This window comes from Streptomyces sp. RKAG337, assembly GCF_023701715.1.
In the GTDB taxonomy this organism is placed as follows: domain Bacteria; phylum Actinomycetota; class Actinomycetes; order Streptomycetales; family Streptomycetaceae; genus Actinacidiphila.
On record NZ_JAJOZA010000001.1, the window covers coordinates 955628 to 977136 of the forward strand.

Annotated in this window: 17 protein-coding genes and 1 pseudogene; 13 read left to right on the forward strand and 5 right to left on the reverse strand. The window is 68.6% G+C overall.

Going from position 1 to position 21509, the window contains the following annotated elements; genetic code table 11:
- Positions 1-110 precede the first annotated feature (110 nt).
- Entirely contained in the window at positions 111-497 is a 387-nt protein-coding gene (locus tag LNW73_RS04115; protein WP_250988942.1) for a ketosteroid isomerase family protein, read from the forward strand.
- 349 nt (positions 498-846) lie between these two features.
- Here LNW73_RS04115 and LNW73_RS04120 read toward each other — a convergent pair.
- Positions 847-2045, reverse strand: a pseudogene (locus LNW73_RS04120) (hypothetical protein).
- A gap of 249 nt (positions 2046-2294) precedes the next feature.
- Between LNW73_RS04120 and LNW73_RS04125 the strand changes: the two are divergent.
- The 3 genes from LNW73_RS04125 to LNW73_RS04135 all read left to right on the forward strand — a co-directional run bounded on the left by LNW73_RS04125 (position 2295) and on the right by LNW73_RS04135 (position 5282).
- Positions 2295-3521 carry a glycoside hydrolase family 3 N-terminal domain-containing protein gene (locus LNW73_RS04125; protein WP_250988943.1) on the forward strand — a complete coding sequence of 409 codons (1227 nt, stop codon included), beginning with the start codon at positions 2295-2297 and terminating at the stop codon, positions 3519-3521.
- A gap of 172 nt (positions 3522-3693) precedes the next feature.
- Positions 3694-4476 (forward strand): DUF1906 domain-containing protein, encoded by a 783-nt coding sequence (locus LNW73_RS04130; protein ID WP_250988944.1) that lies wholly within the window; start codon positions 3694-3696, stop codon positions 4474-4476.
- A 353-nt stretch (positions 4477-4829) separates the two neighbouring features.
- On the forward strand, positions 4830-5282 hold the full coding sequence (locus LNW73_RS04135; protein ID WP_250988945.1) for a hypothetical protein: 453 nt from the start codon (positions 4830-4832) through the stop codon (positions 5280-5282).
- Between the two features lie 242 nt (positions 5283-5524).
- Here the strand turns inward: LNW73_RS04135 and LNW73_RS04140 are convergent, their stop codons facing one another.
- Together LNW73_RS04140 and LNW73_RS36265 are read right to left on the reverse strand one after the other, a co-directional pair.
- Positions 5525-6181, reverse strand: coding sequence for a C40 family peptidase (locus tag LNW73_RS04140; protein WP_250988946.1), 657 nt, complete (start codon positions 6179-6181; stop codon positions 5525-5527).
- Positions 6182-6386: 205 nt separating this feature from the next.
- On the reverse strand, positions 6387-7352 hold the full coding sequence (locus LNW73_RS36265; protein ID WP_250988947.1) for a serine hydrolase: 966 nt from the start codon (positions 7350-7352) through the stop codon (positions 6387-6389).
- Positions 7353-7871: 519 nt separating this feature from the next.
- Between LNW73_RS36265 and LNW73_RS04150 the strand changes: the two genes are divergently transcribed.
- The 9 genes from LNW73_RS04150 to LNW73_RS04190 all read left to right on the forward strand — a co-directional run bounded on the left by LNW73_RS04150 (position 7872) and on the right by LNW73_RS04190 (position 19683).
- Positions 7872-8480 carry a polysaccharide deacetylase family protein gene (locus LNW73_RS04150; protein ID WP_308407635.1) on the forward strand — a complete coding sequence of 203 codons (609 nt, stop codon included), beginning with the start codon at positions 7872-7874 and terminating at the stop codon, positions 8478-8480.
- A 556-nt stretch (positions 8481-9036) separates the two neighbouring features.
- Complete coding sequence (locus LNW73_RS04155) at positions 9037-10482, forward strand: N,N-dimethylformamidase beta subunit family domain-containing protein (protein WP_250988949.1); 1446 nt, start codon at positions 9037-9039, stop codon at positions 10480-10482.
- Positions 10483-10718: 236 nt separating this feature from the next.
- Positions 10719-13577, forward strand: coding sequence for a terpene synthase family protein (locus LNW73_RS04160; RefSeq protein ID WP_250988950.1), 2859 nt, complete (start codon positions 10719-10721; stop codon positions 13575-13577).
- A 701-nt stretch (positions 13578-14278) separates the two neighbouring features.
- Positions 14279-15277, forward strand: coding sequence for an NAD-dependent epimerase/dehydratase family protein (locus LNW73_RS04165; protein ID WP_250988951.1), 999 nt, complete (start codon positions 14279-14281; stop codon positions 15275-15277).
- 249 nt (positions 15278-15526) lie between these two features.
- The gene (locus tag LNW73_RS04170; protein WP_250988952.1) at positions 15527-16789 is read left to right on the forward strand and encodes a cytochrome P450; all 1263 of its coding nucleotides are present in this window, start codon (positions 15527-15529) and stop codon (positions 16787-16789) included.
- A gap of 107 nt (positions 16790-16896) precedes the next feature.
- Positions 16897-17520, forward strand: a complete 624-nt coding sequence (locus tag LNW73_RS04175; RefSeq protein ID WP_250988953.1) for a phosphopantetheine-binding protein — start codon at positions 16897-16899, stop codon at positions 17518-17520.
- Positions 17517-18314 (forward strand): thioesterase II family protein, encoded by a 798-nt coding sequence (locus LNW73_RS04180; RefSeq protein ID WP_250988954.1) that lies wholly within the window; start codon positions 17517-17519, stop codon positions 18312-18314. Before LNW73_RS04175 ends, LNW73_RS04180 begins: the two co-directional genes overlap by 4 nt.
- 383 nt (positions 18315-18697) lie before the next feature.
- Positions 18698-19090, forward strand: coding sequence for a hypothetical protein (locus tag LNW73_RS04185; RefSeq protein WP_250988955.1), 393 nt, complete (start codon positions 18698-18700; stop codon positions 19088-19090).
- Between the two features lie 365 nt (positions 19091-19455).
- The gene (locus tag LNW73_RS04190; protein WP_250988956.1) at positions 19456-19683 is read left to right on the forward strand and encodes a hypothetical protein; all 228 of its coding nucleotides are present in this window, start codon (positions 19456-19458) and stop codon (positions 19681-19683) included.
- Positions 19684-19878: 195 nt separating this feature from the next.
- Here the strand turns inward: LNW73_RS04190 and LNW73_RS04195 are convergent, their stop codons facing one another.
- The gene (locus tag LNW73_RS04195; RefSeq protein WP_250988957.1) at positions 19879-20388 is read right to left on the reverse strand and encodes a chitin binding peritrophin-A domain-containing protein; all 510 of its coding nucleotides are present in this window, start codon (positions 20386-20388) and stop codon (positions 19879-19881) included.
- A gap of 231 nt (positions 20389-20619) precedes the next feature.
- Entirely contained in the window at positions 20620-21279 is a 660-nt protein-coding gene (locus LNW73_RS04200) for a response regulator (RefSeq protein WP_250988958.1), read from the reverse strand.
- Positions 21280-21509 lie beyond the last annotated feature (230 nt).

The window sequence follows — 21509 nt, forward strand, 5'->3', positions numbered from 1 at the left end:
AGCGGATCAGTCCTCGCCATCCAGCGGCATCGGCGAGATGCGCACCTGAGGTGGCTGAATCTTCACAGAGCGTGTGCGCAAACGGTGATCACACTGTTAGGTTCCGTGCCATGGCAACAAACCCGAAATACCACGACATTGGCCGGTCGTTCGTCCAGCAGTACTACACCCTGCTCGACGGGGATGCGCACGCTCGCAGGAGCCTGGCCAACTTCTACACGGCCGACACGTCACTCATGACATTCGAAGGCCAGCAGCTCGTGGGTCAGCGAAAAATCACCGAGAGGTTCGAAACGCTCGACCTCAAAAGCCAGCACACCCTCACCGAAATCGACACACAGCCCACGCAGGAGGGAGGCGTCCTCGTGGTTGTCCTCGGCCAGGTCAAGACCGACGACGATCCGCCCCAGACCTTCAACCAGACCTTCGTACTCAAGCCCTCCGGAGAGAGCTTCTATGTCCAACACGACATTTTCCGTCTCGCCCTCCAATCCTGAATCGGCCAACTTTGCCAGGCGGCCAGGGCGAAGCCGGGGCTGATGGAGGGAAGACGTCCGTCGGGGACTGACGCCAACCGAGCGACTGCGTTGCAGCCCATCCGGTCGTTCAGTCAAAGTTCAGCGGCAAACGGTCAAGGATCATTGTGTGGGCAAGCTTCGACTGCGACGCCCGCAACGGCGGGAACGCCCAGGTGCCGACCGTCGAGCCGGCAGGAGAAGCCTCCGTCCGCGTAGAGCGGAGCATCTCCGTCGAGTAGGCACGGCTGTCGCGGTCGTGCCCGGGGACCGGCATCGCGATGCGCGGGGCTGTGACCAACAGGATCGGACATCAGCGCGATGTTGTGGATCAGGATGAAGGGCGACCCTCAGCCCGACTGGGGGTTGTGTAGTCGCGCCAATCGGCGGGTTTCTCTCCTACGCCCAGGGTTCGCAGCCTCGCCAGCACTCCCTGATCCTGGGCTTCCAGCCAGAGCACCATCTGGCGGAAGGAGACGAGCCGGACGTCCGGCTCGGCCGCGATGGCGCGCAGGGCCTGCTCGACGGCCTTCATGTAGATGCCGCCGTTCCACGTCTCGAAGTGGTTTCCGATGAACAAGGGAGCCCGGTTGCTGGTGTAGGCGCGGTGGAAGCCTGCCATGTAGGTCTCGAACGCCTGACGTTGCCAGACCGGGCGCATCGCCGGGTCACCGTTGACATTGGCTCCCGGGGACTGGTTGGCGAGCATGTTGTAGTCCATCGACAGGACCTCGAAAGTGTGGCCGGAGAACGGGATGGCCTGCAGGGGAAGATCCCACAGGCCGTCCCGCCTGCCGGGCCAGATCTGTCGGCCCGGCGAGCTTGCGTCGTATTTCCAGCCCAGCGATGCTGCCACGGGCCGCAGTCGATCACGTCCCAGCAGGCAGGGGGTGCGGCTGCCGATGAGTTCTCTGCGGTAGTCGAAGGGCAAGGGGGCGAGGTCGGTGAAACCGGTGTTGGTCCTCCAGGTCTGTACGAACCGGACGGCCTGCTCGATCTCGCTGTGCCACTGCTCAGCCGTCCACCTCCCCACGCCGTCCTTCGGCCCGCAGAAGTGCCCGTTGTAGTGGGTTCCGATCTCATGGCCTTCCAGCCACGCCCCGCGCACCTGTTGGAGGGTCGCTCTGATCTCGTCGTCCTTGAGGTAGGCGATGTCGGAGGCGCCTGGCGCGTGGCCCGGGGGCGGTAGAGGTTCTTCTTCCTCTCGGGCAGGGTGTAGATGCCGGAGAGGAAGAAGGTCATGGTGGCGCTGGTCTCCTGGGCGACCTTCCGGAAGTGGGCGAACAGGTTCTTGCCCCGCTCGCCCGCGCCGTCCCAGGAGATCACCACGAATTGGGGTGGCGGTTCACCCGGTTCCAGTCGCTTCGGTACGGGTTGGTGCGGCTGGTGGCCGGTGTAGCTGGTCGAGCCGTCGCCGATCAGCAGTTCAGTGGCGGCGGCCGGCCGGCCAAACGATGTGGGCACGCCAAGAGCAGCCGCCGTTGCCGCAGCCCCACCGGCAAGAATGTTCCTTCGCGAGATCCCACCCATACGGTGCCTTCGCGCCTTCCGCCTCGTTGTGGTGCGCCGGCACGTGTCCGCCCGGCCAATCGTTTTCAACGCATCGTGGTTGGGTGTCGATGAATGGGGCGGCTCCATTTTCCTGTCCCGACGCTCCGAACCTCGGCGCAACACTCTCGGCGAGGACCACGCCGTTCGATCGAGACTCCGCCGATGGAGACGAGCAGCACCTAGCCTGAGCCAGCCGGTAGAACGGATGCAGCTCGAAGGAGAGCAATCGTGGTTTCGCCCGCTCGCTGGACGAGCGCCTGCACGGTGTTGCTGCTGGCCACGTGCGCGGCCGCGCGGCCATCACCGGACCAGGCCCCTCCGGCACCGCCGGCGGTTGCCGTCCCCGCCGCGTGGCAGGCGCCGGCTTGGCCCACGGTAGAACGGCGTTCATCGGCGCCGACCGCCAACGGCTCACTGCCCGCGACGGTGCGGGTGGCCACGGCGGCCGGACTGTCCTCCCAGCAGTTGGCGGGTCAACGGATCATCTTCTCCTATCGGGGTCTCACTCCGCCGAAAGAGCTGTTCCAAGCGATCCGTGCGGGTCGCGCGGGTGGCGTCGTCTTCTTCCGCTCGAACATCACAGGGGCGGCCCAACTGCGTTCGGTGATCGAGCGCCTGAAACAGGCCCAACAGCAAAGTCCCGTGCACGTGCCGCTGCTGCTGATGGTTGATCAGGAGGGCGGCCTGGTGCGACGGCTGCCCGGCGCACCAGTGCTGTCCGAGCGACAGATCGGGCAGGCGGCCGATCCAGCGGCTGCGGCGGCCCAGGCAGGGACCGGAGCGGGGAAGAACCTCTCGGGCCTCGGCCTGAATGTCAACCTCGCACCCGTCCTGGACGCCTACGGCACCGCAGACAACTTCATCGACAAGCCGCAACGCTCCTACAGTCAGAACCCTGCGGTGGTCGCCGCCGCGAGCCGAGCGTTCATCGTCGCCCAGCAGCGTGCGGGCGTGGCGGCGACGGCCAAGCACTTTCCCGGTCTGGGCTCAGCGCCCGCGGGGCAGAACACCGATGAGAGGGCGGTCACGCTGAGCGTCCCGCTCTCCCGACTGCGGGCCGTCGACGAGGCGCCCTACCCCGCTGCCATCAACGCCGGGGTGGACCTCGTCATGCTGTCCTGGGCCGTCTACCCGGCACTCGACGGCCGTCATCCCGCCGGCCTGTCGCGCAAGGTGGTGGAGGGTGAGTTGCGCGGCCGGCTCGGGTACCGAGGCGTCACCGTTACGGACGCCCTGGAGGCCGGGGCGCTCAAAGGCGTCGGGACTGTCGGCGACCGTGCCGTCGCTGCCGCCGCCGCGGGTATGGATCTGCTGCTCTGTTCCGCTCAGGACACCTCTCAGGGCACAGCTGCTGCCGCCGCCCTCACCACTGCTCTGACGTCCGGGCGACTCGACCGCACCACGTTCGCCGACGCCGTTGAGCGCGTCCTCGCGCTACGGGCCGCCCTGCGCTGACCTCGACGCACGCGGATGACCACCTGCTCAGGAAAGGTATGCGGCCGGTGAAGTGAGTTGCCGAAGGTCGGCGGCGCGCCCTCCGGACCCTCGCGTCGCTGGCGTCTCACGATGGCGTATGGTCCTTCGATCGCGATCCACAGCGCTCATCACTTTCGCCGTTGCCCTGCTCATGGCCGCCAACAGCCCTGCCCAGGCCGCGTCTTCTCCTCTGGAGCAGTCCCGGCCGGCGGCCGTCGAGCCGACGGTTTTCATGGGCCGTGGATTCGACGCCTGCTCCGCGCCCTCGCTGAAGGCCATGCGTGCGTGGGCCCACGGGGCCTCGCCCTACGGTGCGGTGGGGATCTATATCAGCGGCCGGCAGCGCGGCTGCGAGCAAACACACCTGACCGCCGACTGGATCAGCCAGGTGCGCGAGCTCGGCTGGCGTCTGATGCCGACGCACGTCGGCCGACAGCCCCCCTGCAGCGAGCGCGCTGACAGTCAGCAGACGATCGATCCCGCCCACGCGACGCAGCAGGGCCGTGAAGAGGCCGCCGAGGCCTTTACCGCCGCGCGGAACCTCGGATTGGGGCGGGGCACCCCGGTCTATCTCGATCTGGAGGCGTACCCGCTGGGCAGCGCCGGCTGCGCGCAAGCGGTGATCGACTTCACCCTCGGTTGGACCCAGGGCCTGCACAGCGCGGGCTACTTGTCCGGCTTCTACTCCAGCACCCTTTCGGGTGTCACCGACCTGCTGGCCGCCCGCCGCGCGGGAGCCGCTCCGATGCCGGACGCGCTCTGGTACGCCCGGTGGAACGACAAAGCGGCCACGGACGGCGACGGCTTGCTCCGCGACAACGAATGGAGCGGACACCGACGGGCCCACCAGTACCACGGGAAGATCAAGGAGAGCCACGGCGGCATCAGCTTGACCATCGACCAGAATCAACTCGACACCATCGTCGCCGGATAAGCCGACAACCCGGCCCGGCGGGACTGTTTGCAGGGTAGTGCGTCATTCGTCGCAGGCGCCCCAGGTATCGCTGCACCGACGCGCATCCAGTTTCCCCGTTCGCCGCGCATGGACAGCAGTTCAACCCTGCCATCCCGTCACGCCAAGATGCACGCGACGCCACGCAATCACTGCGCGCCCATTTGAGGCATGAACCCGCGGATCCAGTGGGGCCATACGTGTGAAGGTGGGCGAAATAATGTTCTCGTAAGAGATGATCATCGAATGTATGTCTCTGTTCGCCATGTAGCTGCCGCCGCGGCAGCCTGAAGAACGGAGCTCTCATGTCACGTCGGACCGCCGTCGCTACCGCGATGGCCCTCAGCGTGGTGTCCGCACTGTCGATTTCCCTGTGCGCCGCACCGGGCGCCCAGGGCGCTACCCCGCCGACCAACACCTGCGGAGGGACGCCGAACGACTACACCACCACGCTGGCCCTCCTGCCGGACGCTCCGTTCATCGGCACCATCAGCGGGACCAACCCCGTCCGCACGATCACCATCGCCCCGGTGGCTCCCAATAGCACCCAGATCCGGGTTGACGTCAATATCCCGGACGGTGACTCCCGCTCTGTATACGGGAACATTCGCGTGCTGGAGAACCCTTTCGGCAAGGGGACTCTCGTCTTCCCCACTCCCCTCGACGGAGCCGGGTCCAGCAAGGACGTGTTCTGCTTGGCGGGGACGACCCGGGTGACCAAGATCCTTGGCCATCTTGAAATCACGGGCGTCAAGGGACTGGTGAACTTCACCGCCACTCGCAGCTGAGTCCCCTTCTTCCCTTGCGTGGCGCCTCCTGAACCCGCGATTTCGTGGTCCGCTCTGTTCCCGAGGGTGACGGACGGGAAGTCTGATGGGCATCGCTGTTTGTCATTGCCGGGTGATCCGGCAATGACAACGGCCACCCGCCGCGCCGTGGCTGGCACCCTGCGCTCGCGTCCGGGGAAGGGCCTTGGCGCCGCTTCGCCGCACCGTGCGCTGTGCTGACGGCACGGTGTCGGTTGCCTCCGTCATGGCGCGGTGGGCCGGGAGGCGCCGACGTAGCGCGGTCCCCACTTCGGATCGTGGAAGACGTCATTGAGGGTATGCACCAGGGTGCCCGTGTGTTCCGCGTGAATCATCGCTCCACCACCCAGGTAGATCCCGACATGGTGGATCGGGCCCTTGGGCTCGGCGAAGAACAGCAGGTCGCCGGGGAGCAGTTCGTTCTGTTTCAGATGCCGGCCGCGGTCCCGTTGCTTGGGGCTGCGATGCGGAAGGTTGATGGTGCCACCGCTGGCTTGGTACCAGGCGTACAGGGTCAGGCCGCTGCAGTCGAAGCCGATGGTGTGATCGGCCTGGCACATACCCTTGAGGTATCCGTTGACCTTGTCGCACGATCCGAGGGTCGGGCCGTGAACGGTGCCGCCGCCCCACGAATACGGCACCCCGAGGCAGGACCGCGCCGCGGCCACCACCGCGCGACCGCGTGCGGCCTCCGTGATCTTGGCGGACTCGTTGCCGCCTCCGCCGCCGGGGGTGCCCGGGACGTCAGGATCCGATTCCGTGACTGCCAGATGATCGGTACAAGTCAGCGGCACAGCGTGCGCTGGTGCGGGCGGAGGTGCCAGCAGGAGCGCCAGCGCCAATGCCGCCGCGCCGAGCAGCCCCGGAAGGTGAGGGGTCATGGGAGCGTGCACCCCGAGCCCGGACGTCGCGGGCCGGCCGCAAGGAACCCTCTTGGCCAACGGCTTGCCGGGCAAAGACTCGTTCATCGGATCCGTTCTCATAGGGGCTCGACGACGGCGGAACACAGGTATCGGGTGTCGAAAGCGCCAGGCGATCCGCTTTTCGATCCCTGCCGCCGAACGGGGCTAGGAGTCTGCGTCAGTGCTACCGCACATTGAGGTCGTGGTGGACGATGGCGGCGATCCGCTGGATGGTGTCGACGCCGTATGCCTTCGTGGCGTTGTTGTCGGTCAGGACCGCCATCCGGTAGTTCCGGCCGGTCCCGGTGAAGACCCCCAGGCTGTGGATCCGCCAGCCGCGAGTGGCACGCGGCGCCCAGCCGTTCTTCACCTGAACGCGGATGCCGGCAGGCACGCCGTGCGGGGCGCCCCAACGCTGGTCGGCCTGGACTTGGCTCATCAGCTTCAGTCCGTATCCCCGGTCCGACGGAGACAGGACGGTGGATTCCGAGGCGAACACGTCGAGCTGTTTCATCTCGTCGATCGCGGTGATCTGGGTCAGACCCCAGGTCTTCCCTGGGGACAATACGGTGTCGCGCATTCCGGCGAGTTGCAGGAATCTACCCAAGCAGGCGGGCCCCAGGCTGTTCCACAAAGTGGTAGCGGCAGCGTTGTCCGACTTGATGATCATCAGCCTGAGGTTCTTCGTCTCCACGGCGGTCAGGAGACGGTGCCCCTCTTCGGCACGGCGCAGCAATGCACCCATGATCGTCACTTTGACGACGCTCGCGGAGTCGAATCGACGGTTGGCGTTGTCCGCACAGGACAACTGCTTTTCGGCGTCCCACAGCGTGAAGGCGATGGTGCTCTTGCGGCCCGCATGTGCGCGGGCGATATCAGCCGAGAGCACAGCCGCCAGGTGCGGGTACAGGGAGGACTGGCAGATGCCCGAGCCGGAAGGGTCTGCGCGCGGCGCCGCTCGCGCGGTACTGCTCAGGGCTGTGAGCGGAAGAACCGCCAGCGTCACCCCGAGGGCGGCCGTCAGTCGTCGGGCAGCGCGACGGCGGAGCACTACCGCCGGATTGCTGCCGGTCGGTACCACTGGCAGTTGGGGAGGCAAGGGCATTCGCGAGTTCGGTTTCCCGCTCGTCAGGGGTGTGGGAATGGGCACCCGACCACCCTTGCAGGTCGCCGTGCAAGGCTTCCGCGTTCCACGCCACACAACTGGCGGGCAACCCGACCTTCACCCGTTCGCCACGCTCACCGCCTCGAACTCACCAGCTCCTGGGGATGATTCGGCCCAGCCAGTTCCAGGCCCGATGCGGTCTGTTGGCTGGGTCATGGCCGCCCTGCGAGGGGCTACCTGGAACATCTGGCGAAAGCGCATCCAGCCGCCCGCGGAAGACGATGCCGGACGGAGCAAACGTCATAGAGTCTGCGAATGCTAAGAAAAGCGACAGGACTGCTCCTCTCGGCTCTTGTTGTCGTCGTGGGGCGCTCAGTGATCACGTCCCCACTCACTGCCCCCACCGCAGAACAGCTCCCGCTTACCACCTTGTCGGCCCAATCAACTACACAGATTGATAAGCCAGTTGGAGATATCCGCTCCACGGCTGCTACGGCCGCCGCGCTGCACAAGTGGAAGATCAAGCCGCTGGCGGCGCCCCCGGCCGCGCCGAAGGTGAAGCCGGTGAAGACCGGCACCGGGACGCCGCCGGTGGTCAGCGACATCCCCACCAAGGAGAAGATCGTCTTCGTCACCTTCGACGACGGCGCGGAGAAGGACCCGAAGTTCGTCACCATGATGGGCGAACTGAAGATCCCCTTCACCATGTTCCTGACCGACGTCAGCATCCGGAGCGACTACGACTACTTCAAGCCCCTCCAGGAGCTCGGCAACCCGATCATGAACCACACGCTGACGCACCCGAACCTGCGCACCGAGTCGGAATCCGCCCAGCGGCACGAGATCTGCACCCAGCAGACGAAGCTGAAGGCCGAATACGGCACCACACCCCGCCTCTTCCGGCCGCCCTACGGCAACCTCAACGAGGCCACCAAGACCGCCGCGAAGTCCTGCGGACTCCAGGCGCTGATCCTGTGGCGCGAGTCGATGCAGATCAAGGGCATGCAGTACCAGCGCGCCGACAAGAAGCTGCACCCCGGCGACATCATCCTGGCCCACTTCCGCGGCCCGTCGGAGCTCAAGGGCACCTCGATGACGGAGATGACGGCGAACCTGCTGCGCGAGATCTCCCACCAGGGCTTCACCGTGGCGCGCCTGGAGGACTACGTCTGACCCATGAGGACGGCGGCCGGGGGCCGGCATCCCGGACGAACTGGCCCGGTGAAACCGGTCAGTCGGCCAGTTCCTCCCCTCATGTCTGCCGTCGTCACGACGGAAATCTGCGATGCCACTCGAATGCCATGGCTGAATCGATCCGCCATCACCTATCGGGCTACTCTCCTGCCTGCCCCTCGGGTGCCGGAAGGAAGATGCAGGACTGGGAAGCGACGATGGGGCCACCCGAGGGGACGACCGTTGGAGGGCACGCGTGGTGGCGCGAGGGATCGATCCGGCCGCTGGAATGAGGGGCGGCGCCGGACGGCGCCGGTTCCTGGCCCTGACCGCGGGTGCGTTGGCGGGCCTCGGGTCCGCGGGCGTTCCGGCCGAAGCACGAGACGCCGCACGCACCCGGACCGCATCCGAATCCGCCGACCCGTTGGACGTGGTGGCGGAAAACGCCCTTCGAGGCGATCCTGACTGGGCCATCACCCGGGCCGGGACAACGCAGGCCATCGAGGGCTTTGCCGACCGGGTCAGTGTCCTGGCAGGCGAACATTTCGGCCTCCATGTGTCCACCGTCGCGTCCGGCTTCACCGTCTCGGCCTACCGGATGGGTTGGTACGGCGGAGCCCGCGCCCGCCTGGTGTGGCGCTCGGCCGTGCTGCCCGGCCACCGCCAGCCCGCTGCCACCGTCGACGCCAAGACCCGTACCGTGCGCACCGGCTGGGCACGCACCACCACCGTCGACACCACGGACTGGCCCGACGGCAGCTACCTGCTCCGGCTGGACGCGCAGGGCGGAGCGGGCCAGCGCTACGTCCCGATCACCGTTCGCTCACCGTCCACCACCGGCAGGACCGTCGTGGTCAACGCGGTCGCCACCTGGCAGGCGTACAACCTGTGGGGCGGCCACAACCTCTACGACGGCCCCACCGGGGGCCGGAAGAACCGTTCGCTGGAAGTCACCTTCGACCGCCCCTACCAGTACGGCCACGGCGCCGGGCAGTTCCTGGTGTATGAGGCCCCGCTGATCGCTCTCGCCGAACAGCTCGGCATCCCGCTGGCGTACACCACGGGCGTCGATCTCGCCCGCGACCCGGATCTGTTGCGCGGAGCTGCCGCCCTGCTCTCCCTGGGCCACGACGAGTACTGGTCCGATTCCCAGCGCCAGCACGTCACCGCAGCCCGTGACGCGGGAACAAACCTGGCGATCCTGGGAGCGAACTGCTGCTTCCGCCGCATCAGATTCGGAGCCTCCGCGTACGGCCCCGATCGGGACATCGCGTGCTACAAAGCCGACTACCGGACGGACCCGGGTTTCCTGGCCGGCGGCGCCGCAACCCAGAAATTCCGCGCCGCACCAGGTGCGAACCCGGAGAGTTCGCTGCTGGGCGTGATCTACGACGACTACCCGGTGGACGCCGCCTACGTGGTGACCAACCCCGGCCACTGGCTCTTCACCGGCACTGATGTCACCTACGGCGACAGCTTCCCCCACCTGGTCGGGGCCGAATTCGACCGGGTGAACACCATCTGGCCCACCCCGCGCCCCCTGGAGATCCTCGCCCACTCCCCCGTCACCTGCGAAGGCCGACCCAGCTTCTCCGATACGGCGTACTACTCCGCACCCGGCGGCGCCGGCGTCTTCGCATCCGGCACCATGCGCTGGGTCGAAGCGCTGGATGCCAAGGGACCAGGCGGCAGAGGAAACCACGGCATGAACGCCGCCGCAGGCGCGTTCGCACGCACCACCACGAAGAATCTGCTCCTCGCGTTCGCCACCGGTCCCGTAGGCCGATCCCGGCCGGCGCACGACAACGTCGACGCCGTCTACGGCGCCGGCTGCACCCTGAAGAACACCCTCGATCTTTGCGTGCCTGCTGTTGAAGGCGCACTGTGTTTCGGGAGTGACGTGGCGGCGGTGCCGATGGGGAGAGCGGAGCCGTCGGGTGGGGTGGTTGGCCTGTCCAGGCGGTGGCCATCTCAGTCCGAGCAGTGGGGCCGACCTGCTTGATGCGGAGTTATGACAAGGGCGGCGCGGGGTCGGCGCCGGGAAGCGGATGTTTCACGCCAGCCCTGGAACCGGCCAATCTTGGGGCGGCTTCCGTGGTGTCCGTGGACACCGTGAATGATCTTGGATGCGAAGGGCGGGTCTTTTCCATGCCCGTCCGCCGCCTTGCCGATTCACCTGATCGGGGGTTCTCGCGCCCGCGTCGCCCGTGGAGCCGGGCGACAGTGCAGGCTGGGGGGATGACGAGTGCCTTCGCCCCCGCCTTCACGCGCGCCGCCTCCGCTGGAGCTGTGGTCCTGGGTGAACCGCTGGCACAGCTCGGTGCCGCGACCGACCGGTTGCGCCGCCGGGTGGAGGAACGGGTGGGGGCGGACGGAGGCCTGCACGAGCCATGCCGCAGCAGGGTGTTGGAGTCGGCCCTGGTACTGGCGTTGATGCGGCGGCTGGCGCACTTCTGCGGCAGCAGGCAGCGGGTCACCGGCTACCTGGGCCGCCAGTGTTCCGCCTCCGATCCGCTGGACCGGTCCCTGGCCCGGGTGGCCAGCGGCAGGGGCCCGGCTCCGGCCGGTGAGGACTTCAGGGAACTCATCCTGGCCCAGGTGCCGTCCTACGTGGCCCCGCGCCGCCGGCTCGTCCTGGACGCGCTCGCCGTGGTGCTCGGCTGCGGTGACGGACCGGGCGACGGCACGCCGCCCACGGGGGCCGCGCGGCGGGCAGGTCTGCACTCCTGGGCCCGGGTTCAGACGGTGGCCGCCGAGGTGATCGTGGCCGCCGCGCAGGGGCGTGCCGGGGAAGCCAGCAGGGACGACATCGCGGTACTGACGGCTACTCAGTACGAGGCCCGGGGCGGGGTGTGGGAGCAGCATCTGCTGGCGCACCTGCTGGTACTGCACGCATTGGCGCGTGTTCCGGGTCATGACCGCCTGGTGCGGGAGGGGCTGCGCGGGCTGCTGCCCCTGCAACGGCACGACGGCGGGTTCCCGTTCGTCTGTGACATCGACACCTGGGCCACGGCCACGGGCGGTCTCGCGCTGGCCGCCGCCGGCGCCCCGCGGCCGGTCTTGCACCGTGTCGCCGCCCACCTCGAACGTGTCCAGAAGCCGTGCGGCGGCTGGTCCATCGCTGACGCCACCGACCTGGCCGACACCGACGACACGTCCGTGGTCCTGGAATTTTTGCAACTGCTGGGTCCAGGACGTCACACCGTTGCGGTCGACGCGGGGCTGGAGCACCTGCGGCGTCTGCGCGGAACCGACGGGGGTTTCCCCACCTACGTGGCGGGCGGACCGTCGGAGGCGTGCATGACGGCGGCCGTCATCAACGCGTTCGCCCACCGAAGTCCGCAGCACGCCGGGCTGCTGGACGACGCCCGCCGGTTCCTCGTCGCCAGCCAGCGCGAGGACGGGTATTTCGAGCCGGGGTGGAGCAACAGCCGGCTGCATGTGCTCTACCGGGCGCGAGCGGCGGCCGGAGCGGGCCCGGCGGGCCTGGAGATGGCCGCCCGTATCGACCAGGTGGTACGGAGCACCCAGAACGCCGATGGCGGGTGGGGGCGTGAGTCCGGGCAGGCCAGCGACCCCATCAGCACCTCGTACGCGCTCCTCGCCCTCGACCGGCACCGTGATCCGCGGCCCGTACAGGGCGCGGCCGTTTACCTGCTGGAACGCCAGCGCGCGGACGGCGGCTTCGACTCCCCGCCCGACATGGTCGGCCCGCGGCCCTTCACCTACCACGTCCCCCTGTTGACCGACATCTGCGTCCTGCGCGCCCTGGGACACCTCTCCCACCCGGCCCTCCAACCGAAGGTGGACCGGGCGGGGACCGGCAGCCCTGTGGCCGGGCGAGGGCACCGGCCAGTTCCGTCCCCCGACGGGTCCGGCGCGCAGGTCCGCAGCGCGCCGCGCGGTCCCGAACGGCCCGCCCACCTGTACGCCAGGCCCCGCGCCGGGCACAACGCCGCCACCGAAACGTTCCCTCAGACGGTGCACCTGCCCGCGCTCGCCCACGCCCTGCCCCGCGCCCTGCACCCCGACAGCGACCGGCTGCTGGCCGAGACCACCGCCTGGGCCCACGAGCACCTCGCCTTCGCATACGACGACGACCACGACAAGATCGCCCACAACGCCGACGGGGCCCTGCTGGTCGCCTTCAGCCTCCCGCACGCCGACTACGACCTGACCCTGACCTGCTGCAAGGTCATGAACTACCTCATCGGCATCGAGAACAGTCTCGTCGACCAAGGAGCCCTGGGCGGCAGCTCGTTCGCCACCCGCGGAGTCTTCTCCCGCACCATGGCCGATCTCCTGGGCTGGCAGGACGGCGCCACCCCGCTCACCGCCGAGTTCCGGCGCCTGCGCCGAGGCATGCCGCGCCCGGCGTGGGAGCGCCTGGTCGCCTACATGGAGGACTTCGCGTACGGCTTCACCATGGAACTGGAGCAGTGGCGGGGCTCGTCCTACACCGGCTACCAGGACTACCTGCGACAACGGCGCAGCAGTCTGGGGGTGCGCTGGCTGTTCGGCTTCGCCGAAGCGGCCCAACCTCGGCTGAGCCTGCCGGAGAACGCCTTCGACCAGCCCGGATTCGCGGCGCTGCACGACCTGGCCGTCGACGGCTACACCCTTATCAACGACCTCGTGTCCTACCGCCGTGAAGCGGCGACGGGCGATGACATGAACCTTGTGCACCACCTGAAGGTCCATGAGGCACTGGGCACCGGTGACGCCATGAACCGGCTGTGCGCGCTGATCGACGAGAACGAGGCCGCCTTCGTACTGCTGCGGGACAAGATCACCAACGGGACCGGTCGGGAGGAACCGCAGCTGGGTGCCTATCTCGACGACATCGGGCACATCATGACGTCCAACCTGTGGTGGGCCACCGTCAGCAACCGCTACGAGCCCGGCGGCCTGGCCTGGGACGGCACCGCCCCCGGAACCCTCACCCTCCACCAGGACCGTGCCGACTTCACCCCCACCCGGCCCACCGGGCTTGATCTTCGTTCTTCCACAGCTCAGACGACAGCATGCCCACGCCCCGGAAACCCGCCTCCACACAACCGGTCCGCCCAAACAACTCCCCGATCAGACAGGTCGTAGGGGCCGTGGGTCCGGTCGATCTCCGGCGACACGGACGGCGCCTCGCTGGAAGGATTTTCCCCCTGCTCCGTCTCTCGGCAGGCCACGGCCACCCTCACTCCCCCACGGCGCTCCCCCTCTCCATCCGCTCCCGTTGCCCGCGCACGGCGGCCGTACTCCTCTCGGCGATCGTCCTCGCCCCGGCCACCCCCGCCGTCGCCGCCGCACGCCCCACCGCTGAGGGCAACCCTTCCGCTAGAAGGGGCCTGGGCAGACCACCACGACTGTGGGATTCGGCGGGAGGGACTGGTGATCGGCCGCAAGCAGACCGAGGAGGTGCAGGCCGGTCAACACGCTGACGATCAGGCCCACGCTCCCAGTCGTCCGCCTCGTCGTGATGCGGCGCAGCCGGGCGGCGCCCGCCCCCGTTGCCCTTGGTCGCGGCGGCCCGCAGCCCGTAGTAGGTGAGTTCCCACTGGAGGTCGCGAACGCGGTTGACGGGTGCAGCAGCATGGGTGAATCGACGGGTTCGGGCCGCGTGTTGGGGAACCCTGCGTTCGCGGGTATGGCAGAACAGTTGTGGTTGACACGCGGAGGGTATCGGTGTGCCGCTTGGTGGTGGCAGACCCGCGCTCGCAGGCGTGAGGCATCGCCTGCTCGCTCCGCAGCGGGCGGACCGGCTCGTCGGGGCCCACGAGAGGTCGAGTCCCCAGGAGACATGGATGCAGGACATCGTTCAACACGGCCGGCCGGTTCTGGTGACCGGTGGCGCGGGATTCATCGGGGGGCACCTGGCACGCGCGATGGCCGCGGGCGGGTGTCAGATCCGGGTGTTCGACGACTTCTCGACCGGGCGCCACGGAGCACTGGTACCGCAGGCCGGGATCGAACTGGTCCGCGGCGATGTCCTCGACCCGGACGCGGTGGCGTCCGCCTCGGACGGCGTCGGGATGGTCATCCACTTGGCCGGGGTGGTCGGGATGCGTCTGGCGGCCGACAGGGCCGCCTACGCTTTCGAGGTTGGCCGGGCCGGGGCGGTGAACGTGCTGCGGCACAGCGGGGATGTGCCCGTGGTGCTCGTGTCCAGTTCGGCCGTGTACGGGCTCTCCGACGGCAGCATGCCTCTTTCTGAGGACGTTGCACTGGACCGTGCCCTGCCGTTCGCCTATGACGGGGGCAAGGACGGCTACGCGAGCGGCAAATGGGAGCTGGAGCAGGCCGGGGCTGCCGCGGCGGGCAGCCGGCCGGTCCTGGTGGTGCGTCCCTTCAACGTGGTCGGCCCCGGTCAGCGCTCCCGCTACGGAATGGTGATCCCGACATTTCTGCGCCAGGCGGCGAGCGGCCTACCACTGACCGTCCACGACGACGGAACCCAGCGGCGCTGCTTCACCGGTGTCACCGAGTTCGTGCGGGTGCTACGGCGCCTGATCGCCGTTCCACAGGCGTGGCGCAGCGACGGGGGTCCCTACAACATCGGGTCGACCAACGAGACCAGCATCGCCGACCTGGCCGCACTGGTCCTCGCCGCCACCGGCAGCACGGCCGGTATCGAGCACATCCCCTACCGGCAGGTCTTCCCGGGGCGTACCGATGTCACCGGGCGAGTGCCCGATCTCAGCCGCCTGGAGGAGATGGTCGGCGCGACCAGCTGGCTTCCGGTGGCGGACGTCATCGACGAGATGTTGCGGAACCCGGGCAGTTGGGAGGGGCCGGGTGACTGACGTTGTCCGAGGTGGCATCTGCGGGACGAGCCCGCCGAGACGGAGATCGACACTGATGCTCTACCTCTTGGGCGCGGCCTGCGGGCGGATGTGTGCGGGCCCTGAACGGCGGTTCTCAAGGCGTCGACGCTCGCCGTGGCGGGCCACTGCTTGTCCAGGGCCGAGCCCGGCCCTGGCACGGGTGGGGTGCGGCGTATGACCCCCTCGCCTCGAACACGGGACGACGTGAGGTCGTTGAGTCTGTACGGGTTGTCGGCGCGAGAGGGGCGGCAGGATGCCCGCGGTCTGTTCGCCCGGCTGAGCGGGCAAGCCCCCGTCCACTGGGACCCGTACGCGGGGACGTGGCTGGTCTCAGGGCGCGCCGAGGTGGCGCGGGTGTGCAGCGGTGAGGAGTACAGCGCGGTTCGGTTGTCGGCGCTGGGCCGCACCGCGGCGCCGGGCGCCGCGGTGGGCGTGCGTGAGCAGGTCGGCGACATGCTGGCCCGCCAGGCGCTCTTTCTGGACGGTGCGGCGCACACCGCGTGGGCGCGTGTCATCCGGCGTGCTCTCGCTCCCGCGAGGATCGACGCTCTCGCTCCGTGGATCCTGCACCGGGTCGGGGAGCTGGCGGGCGCCGGTGGGCACCGGCACCTGGACGTCGCCACCGATCTCGCCCGGCCGCTGCCGCTGGAGGTGATCGCCCGGTTGTTCGGCCTGCCGGGGGCCGATCTTCCGGCGCTGCGGGCATGGTCGGACGCCTACACCCGTATCGTCACCGGGATCGCGCCGGAGACGGACCCCGGCGTGTACGACCAGCTCGCCGAATTCACGGACTACGCGCGCGACCTGATCAGGCACCGCCGGGCGGCGCCCGGCCCCGACAGCCTGAGCGCGCTGATCGCCGGCACGGACGCCACCGTGGCCGCCGATGACACCGACATCGCCGCCAACCTCCTCATGCTCATCGCCGCCGGACACCAGACCACCACCGGCTTCCTCGCAGGAGCGGTCCTCGAACGCGTCCGCCCCTCCTGGGGTCCGCTCCGCGAGGACCTGTCGAGGGAGGACGAGGTGGAAGAACTTCTCACCCGCGTCTCCCCGTCCCGGTTCGTGGGGCGGACGGTCACCAAAGACACCGAGCTCGGCGGGCAGCGGCTGCGGGCGGGGCAGTCCGTCGTGGTGCTGCTCGCCGCCGCGAACTGGAGTGCGCTCACCGACCGCGCCAACGCCAACTCCGCGGGCCCCGCCCGGCACAGTGCGTTCGGCCACGGCAGACACCGCTGCCCCGGCGCCCGCTTGGCTCGCCTCGAAGGGAAACTCGTGCTGGACCACCTCTTCGGAACCGGACGGCATCCGACCCTGTCCCGACCCACCGTGCCGTGGTCGGACAACGTGAACCTGCCGTGCCCGCTGCACGTGCCGCTCTCACTGGACGCCCCCGCCTCGAAGAAAGCACCCCATGACGTCGGCCAAGGACCGCCCGGCCACGCCCCCCGCCGAAGCCCGCAGCACCTGCGTGGCCGACATGATTGAGGAACACGCCCGCCGCACCCCGACAGCCCCGGCCGTCGACGCCGCCGACGGCAGACTCAACTACGCGGCCCTCATGGACCGCGCCCGCCGCCGCCGCGGGCCGCCTGTTGCGTACCGGAGACATCGCCGTCCACGACGGCGCGGGCCGCCTCACGTTCACCGGCCGCGACGACGAACAGGTCAAAATCGGCGGGACCAGGATCGAACCCGGCGAAGTACGCCACACCCTGATCCGCCACCCCACCGTCCACGACTGCGCGGTACGCCCCGACGGCCCCCGCCTGGTGGCCTACGTCGTCCCCAACCCAGACACCGCGATCGACCCGCCCGCCCTGACCCAATGGCTGCGACAACGGCTGCCCGTCCAGATGGTTCCCAGCCTGTACGTCACCATGGCGAGCCTGCCGATGACGTCGTGGGGCAAACTGGACGTCAACGCCCTGCCGGCTCCCGATGCGGAAGCGGCCGCCCCACAGGACCGCACACCCCTCGCGCAGAGTGCAACCGAGTCCTGGCTCACACAGGTCGCAGCGGAACTGCTGGGCGTACCCGCCGTCTCCCCCCGCGACGACCTGTTCCTGATCGGCATGACCTCCATGACCATGGCGCGGTTGCTACGCCGCCTGATCGATGACCGCAGGGCGGACATCAGCCCGGTCGACGTCTTCGAGAACCCGACCCTCGCGGAACTGGCTGCCGTCGTGGACCGCCACACCGCGGCACACACATGAGCCCGTCCACCGGCCGCAGCGCCGTCAACGACCAGGAGTCCTGGTTCAACTACGTCGTCACACAGCCTGAACCCCGCCGGCGCCTGCTGTGCCTGGGCGGCGCCGCAAGCGGCCCCTCCGAGTTCGTGACCTGGAGCGAAGCGCTGCCCCCGGACACCGAACTGTGGCCCGTCCAACTGCCCGGCCGCGAGAGGCGCCTGCGCGAGAAACCGTACACGGACCTGACCGCCCTCCTGACAGGACTGACCGCAGCCCTGGAGAGAACCGACGCCGCCACGCCACTGCCCCTGATCCTCTTCGGTCACAGCTTCGGCGCACTCGTCATGTACGAACTCGCCCGCAGCATCAGCGCCCGCTGGCCGCACCGCCTCCAAGGACTCATCGTTTCGGGCCAGGCCGCACCCGGCCGGCCCGCCCGGCACCAGCAGATCAGCCGCCTCGATGACACCGACCTGCTCCACTGGCTGCGCCACCTCGGCGGAACCCCCTCCGAACTGCTCGACGAGGCCTGGTTCGCCAACTGGCTGCTGCGCGACGTGCGGGCCTCCTACCGCATCGGTGAGGCGTACACGGTCACTCCCGAGCCGCCCCTGACATGCCCCGTCACCGCCCTCGGCGGCCAGGACGACTTCGAGGCCGACGCCGAGGACCTCGCCGCATGGGAACGGCTCACCACCGGCCGGTTCCGCAGCCACATGCTGCCCGGCGGACACTTCTTCCTCCGCACACAGCGCACCCCTCTCCTGCGCATTCTGCGACAGGAGCTACATGAACTGAGCCGAACAGAGACCTGAAGGGCCTACCTGATGGCTTGGTCGAGCCGGCCCGACGACGGGGAAGACCGACGGCTGGACCGCTAGGAGCACGTCGCTCAGCGCCCGGTGTTCGAGCATCGCGGAGCTTCCCCGTTCCAGAAGTGGCAGCGCAACTTCCCGAGGCGCGTCAGCTATGAACAGCCGGTACACCGCGCCACGTCGTCGTCCAGCTGCCCCACCCGGGGCCCCCACCCGAACCGCCGGACGCGTTGGTCCAGGGTGAAGCTGAGGCATCGACCGCTGCGCTGACCGCGACACGCCACCGTTGGAGCGACAATCCCGGGTGGGCCTCGGGGGCAGGAGAACTCTGGGGTGTCCGTCACTGCGTCCGGGCCCTCCCGGCGCCTTCGAGAAGGAGCACCATGACCCGTCTTCCCGCGCTCATCCGGCCCGCTCTTGTCGTGGCGGCAGCAGCCCTTGCCGTCAGCGGGGCCGTGTCAACGGCCCACGCGGCCGAGTCCAAGACCTTCGCCTGCGACGAGCTCGCGGCCGTACCCGGCTTCGATTCGCCCACCGTGTTCACCGTCTCCGGCCGGCGCTGTGATGCACCGGTTGAGTCCACGTACTCGGGGCCGGCCACGGCCAAGGGCGGCGGCAAGACCTACACCTGCGCAAACGTCGAGTTCCGGGGCGACAGGGACTTCAGCCCGAAGGACTCCATGGGTCATTCCCTCACCGACACGGTCAAGGGTGGCCCAGGGCAGGACCTGGATTTCAGCATGCAGCTGCGCGGGACGAACTGCACCCAGTCCTAGGAGACTGGTGTCCCGGACGGAACCGGCGGGGCGCAGCACGTCGATGGCTACTCTTGCGCCCCGCCGAACCCCTTCTTGACCAAAGCACTGGACGAGTGACGCGGTGGCCCGCCCCACCAGTGGAGTGGGCTACCGCCTCATGACCCATCCAGCCCGCATGCGGGCGAGAGCGTCGTCGGTGAACGTGATCGCCCGTCAGTCCCGGCAGGCCCACCACACTCCTTGAACCCGGCACCGGAACGCGGCATCGCCCGGCATTCTGCGATGATCAGACCGCCGCCGATCTCCGACGCCGACGATCCTTCCGAGGCACCACCAGCGTCACCGCCCGCGTCGCGTACGGCACCAAGCAGCTGCTCGCCGGCATGCGGCCGCTGTTCAAGGCCGAGCGGGAACGGGCGCGGGTCCTGTCGAGGACGTCGCACTGGGACTGGGACAGGCTGCCCGGCCGGGAGGCCGCGGCGAAGCGGGCGCAGTGGGCGATGTACCGGGCGCACCTACGCGAGGCCGGAGAGCTGGCCGACACGTCGGACGTGCTGGTGGCGTTCGGGGTGCGGGCGGAGCTGGCGGCCCACGGCTGGGATCGGGAGTAGCTGGTGTTGCCGGCGCAGGCGAAGAACCCGGGCCGTTGGCCCGGCACGCGGGACGGCAGCTGGCCGGAGCGGGTGACGTGCGGCTCCCTGCCCTCGGGGTGAACCGGGTGCTGGCCGCGTGCTGGCAAACCAGCGGGGCCCAGGGGGCTCCAGAGGCTTCAGGCTGAGAACCTTCACATCATCGGCTGGCGGGTTTTAGCCGAGGATGCCGACGGCTTCTGCGGCTTGCCAGCCGCCGCTCTCTTCCGGGTTCGCGGTTCCGCCGGGGAACGTGGCGGTGAAGCTGTTGCCAGAGTTGGCGGGAACGGTATGGCAGGTGGCGACACCCCGGTTGTCGGTGTACTCCTCGCAGAGCACGCGGTCTTCGCTGTCGGCGAAGACGATCCGGGCCGCCTCCACGGGCCGGCCGTCGTTGGTCAGGGTGGCGGTCAGCGCCTTCACCGCGCCCGGGGTGCCCTGCCTGCGGAGGGTGCCCGCAGTCAGGGCGGGCTCAACGGAGGCGACCTCGGGGTAGTCGCACCGGGACGTCTGCGGGTTAGGGCCGCTGTCGGCCACGTAGTACAGACGCTTACCTCCGGGGCCCATCGCGCAGGGCATGGCGTAGGCGTGCTCATGGGCGACACACGCGATATACCCGCTGCTGTCGTTAGGGTCCGGGTAGTTCCCGTCCTCGTTATCGGAGCAGTCGAAGTGGGACACCGTCACCGGGCCTCCCCAGGGAGCGCCACCGGTCCTGCTCGTGGCGCTCCCTGGGGAGAAGGTTCCAGCCTGAGCGGGAGCGACGGTTCCAACGAGGGCGGTCAGGCTGAGGGCAGCGACGGCGATCAGTTTCTTCACGGCATGATCAACGCCGCCCACCACGAACCGTCACGCACGACCGATCCACCTACGGTGACAAACAGTCCAGGTTCGGTGTCAGAGGACAGATCCTGAACCTCAGCGCCTTTCGGCTTGCACCCGGCCCACGGATGCGGCTTCCTGTGAACGACGCTCCATGCCGAGCTTGGAGAACAGACCGGAGACATCGTTCTCGATCGTCGTCTCTGCGAGAGACACACGCTCACCAATTGCCCGGTTGGTCAGGCCCTCACCGATCAGGTCCAGGATCCTGCGCTCCTGCTCCGTAAGAGCAGCCAGGCGGTCATCGCCCCCGGCGTTCTTCCCGTCACGAAGACGCTCCAGCATGCGAGCGACGGCTACCGGATCGAGCAGCGATTTGCCGGCTGCCACGTCGCGGACTGCCGTAAGCAACTCCGCGCCGCGGATCGCCTTGAGCACATAGCCCGCAGCACCGGCCATGAGGGCGTCCAGCTGGGCCGCGTCATCCGCGAACGAGGTGAGGATCAGGGCTTTGACGTCCTCGTTCTGTGAGCGAACTACGCGACAGACCTCGACACCGCTGCGGTCCGGGAGACGCACGTCGATCAAGACCACGTCGGGATCGGTGTCGGGAATCATGACCAGAGCGTCTGCGGCGGTGCCCGCCTCTCCAACGACCTCGATGTCGTCGTCAACTGAGAGCATCTCGCGAACACCCCGCCCTACGACCTCGTGGCCACCCAGCAGGAACACCTTGATCTGTCCGTCTTCGCGCATGCTGGCAGTCTCTCCAACCAAACCCCTGACGATCCAATGGGCTCTCCGCGCGTCAGCCATTTTTGACGCGAAAACGAGCACAGGAAGCGAACGGGACTGCCCCCGACCGTCTCATGTTCGCTCTCACGCCCGGCGCACTTCCCAACTCCGGTGGCAACCGTCCAGGTCGCCCTGTCACACCTCAAGCAGCTGAGACGGCTACAGATCGTTGCGCATCCGGCGCAGCGCAC

Bases quoted from the DNA above. Each gene is read 5' to 3' on its own strand.
- LNW73_RS04190 (WP_250988956.1), top strand. From the start codon at position 19,456: ATGCGGCCGCTGTTCAAGGCCGAGCGGGAACGGGCGCGGGTCCTGTCG.
- LNW73_RS04130 (WP_250988944.1), top strand. From the start codon at position 3,694: ATGGCCGCCAACAGCCCTGCCCAGGCCGCGTCTTCTCCTCTGGAGCAG.
- LNW73_RS04160 (WP_250988950.1), top strand. From the start codon at position 10,719: ATGACGAGTGCCTTCGCCCCCGCCTTCACGCGCGCCGCCTCCGCTGGA.
- LNW73_RS04135 (WP_250988945.1), top strand. From the start codon at position 4,830: ATGGCCCTCAGCGTGGTGTCCGCACTGTCGATTTCCCTGTGCGCCGCA.
- LNW73_RS04165 (WP_250988951.1), top strand. From the start codon at position 14,279: ATGCAGGACATCGTTCAACACGGCCGGCCGGTTCTGGTGACCGGTGGC.
- LNW73_RS04115 (WP_250988942.1), top strand. From the start codon at position 111: ATGGCAACAAACCCGAAATACCACGACATTGGCCGGTCGTTCGTCCAG.
- LNW73_RS04200 (WP_250988958.1), bottom strand. From the start codon at position 21,279: ATGCGCGAAGACGGACAGATCAAGGTGTTCCTGCTGGGTGGCCACGAG.
- LNW73_RS04185 (WP_250988955.1), top strand. From the start codon at position 18,698: ATGACCCGTCTTCCCGCGCTCATCCGGCCCGCTCTTGTCGTGGCGGCA.
- LNW73_RS04140 (WP_250988946.1), bottom strand. From the start codon at position 6,181: ATGACCCCTCACCTTCCGGGGCTGCTCGGCGCGGCGGCATTGGCGCTG.
- LNW73_RS04180 (WP_250988954.1), top strand. From the start codon at position 17,517: ATGAGCCCGTCCACCGGCCGCAGCGCCGTCAACGACCAGGAGTCCTGG.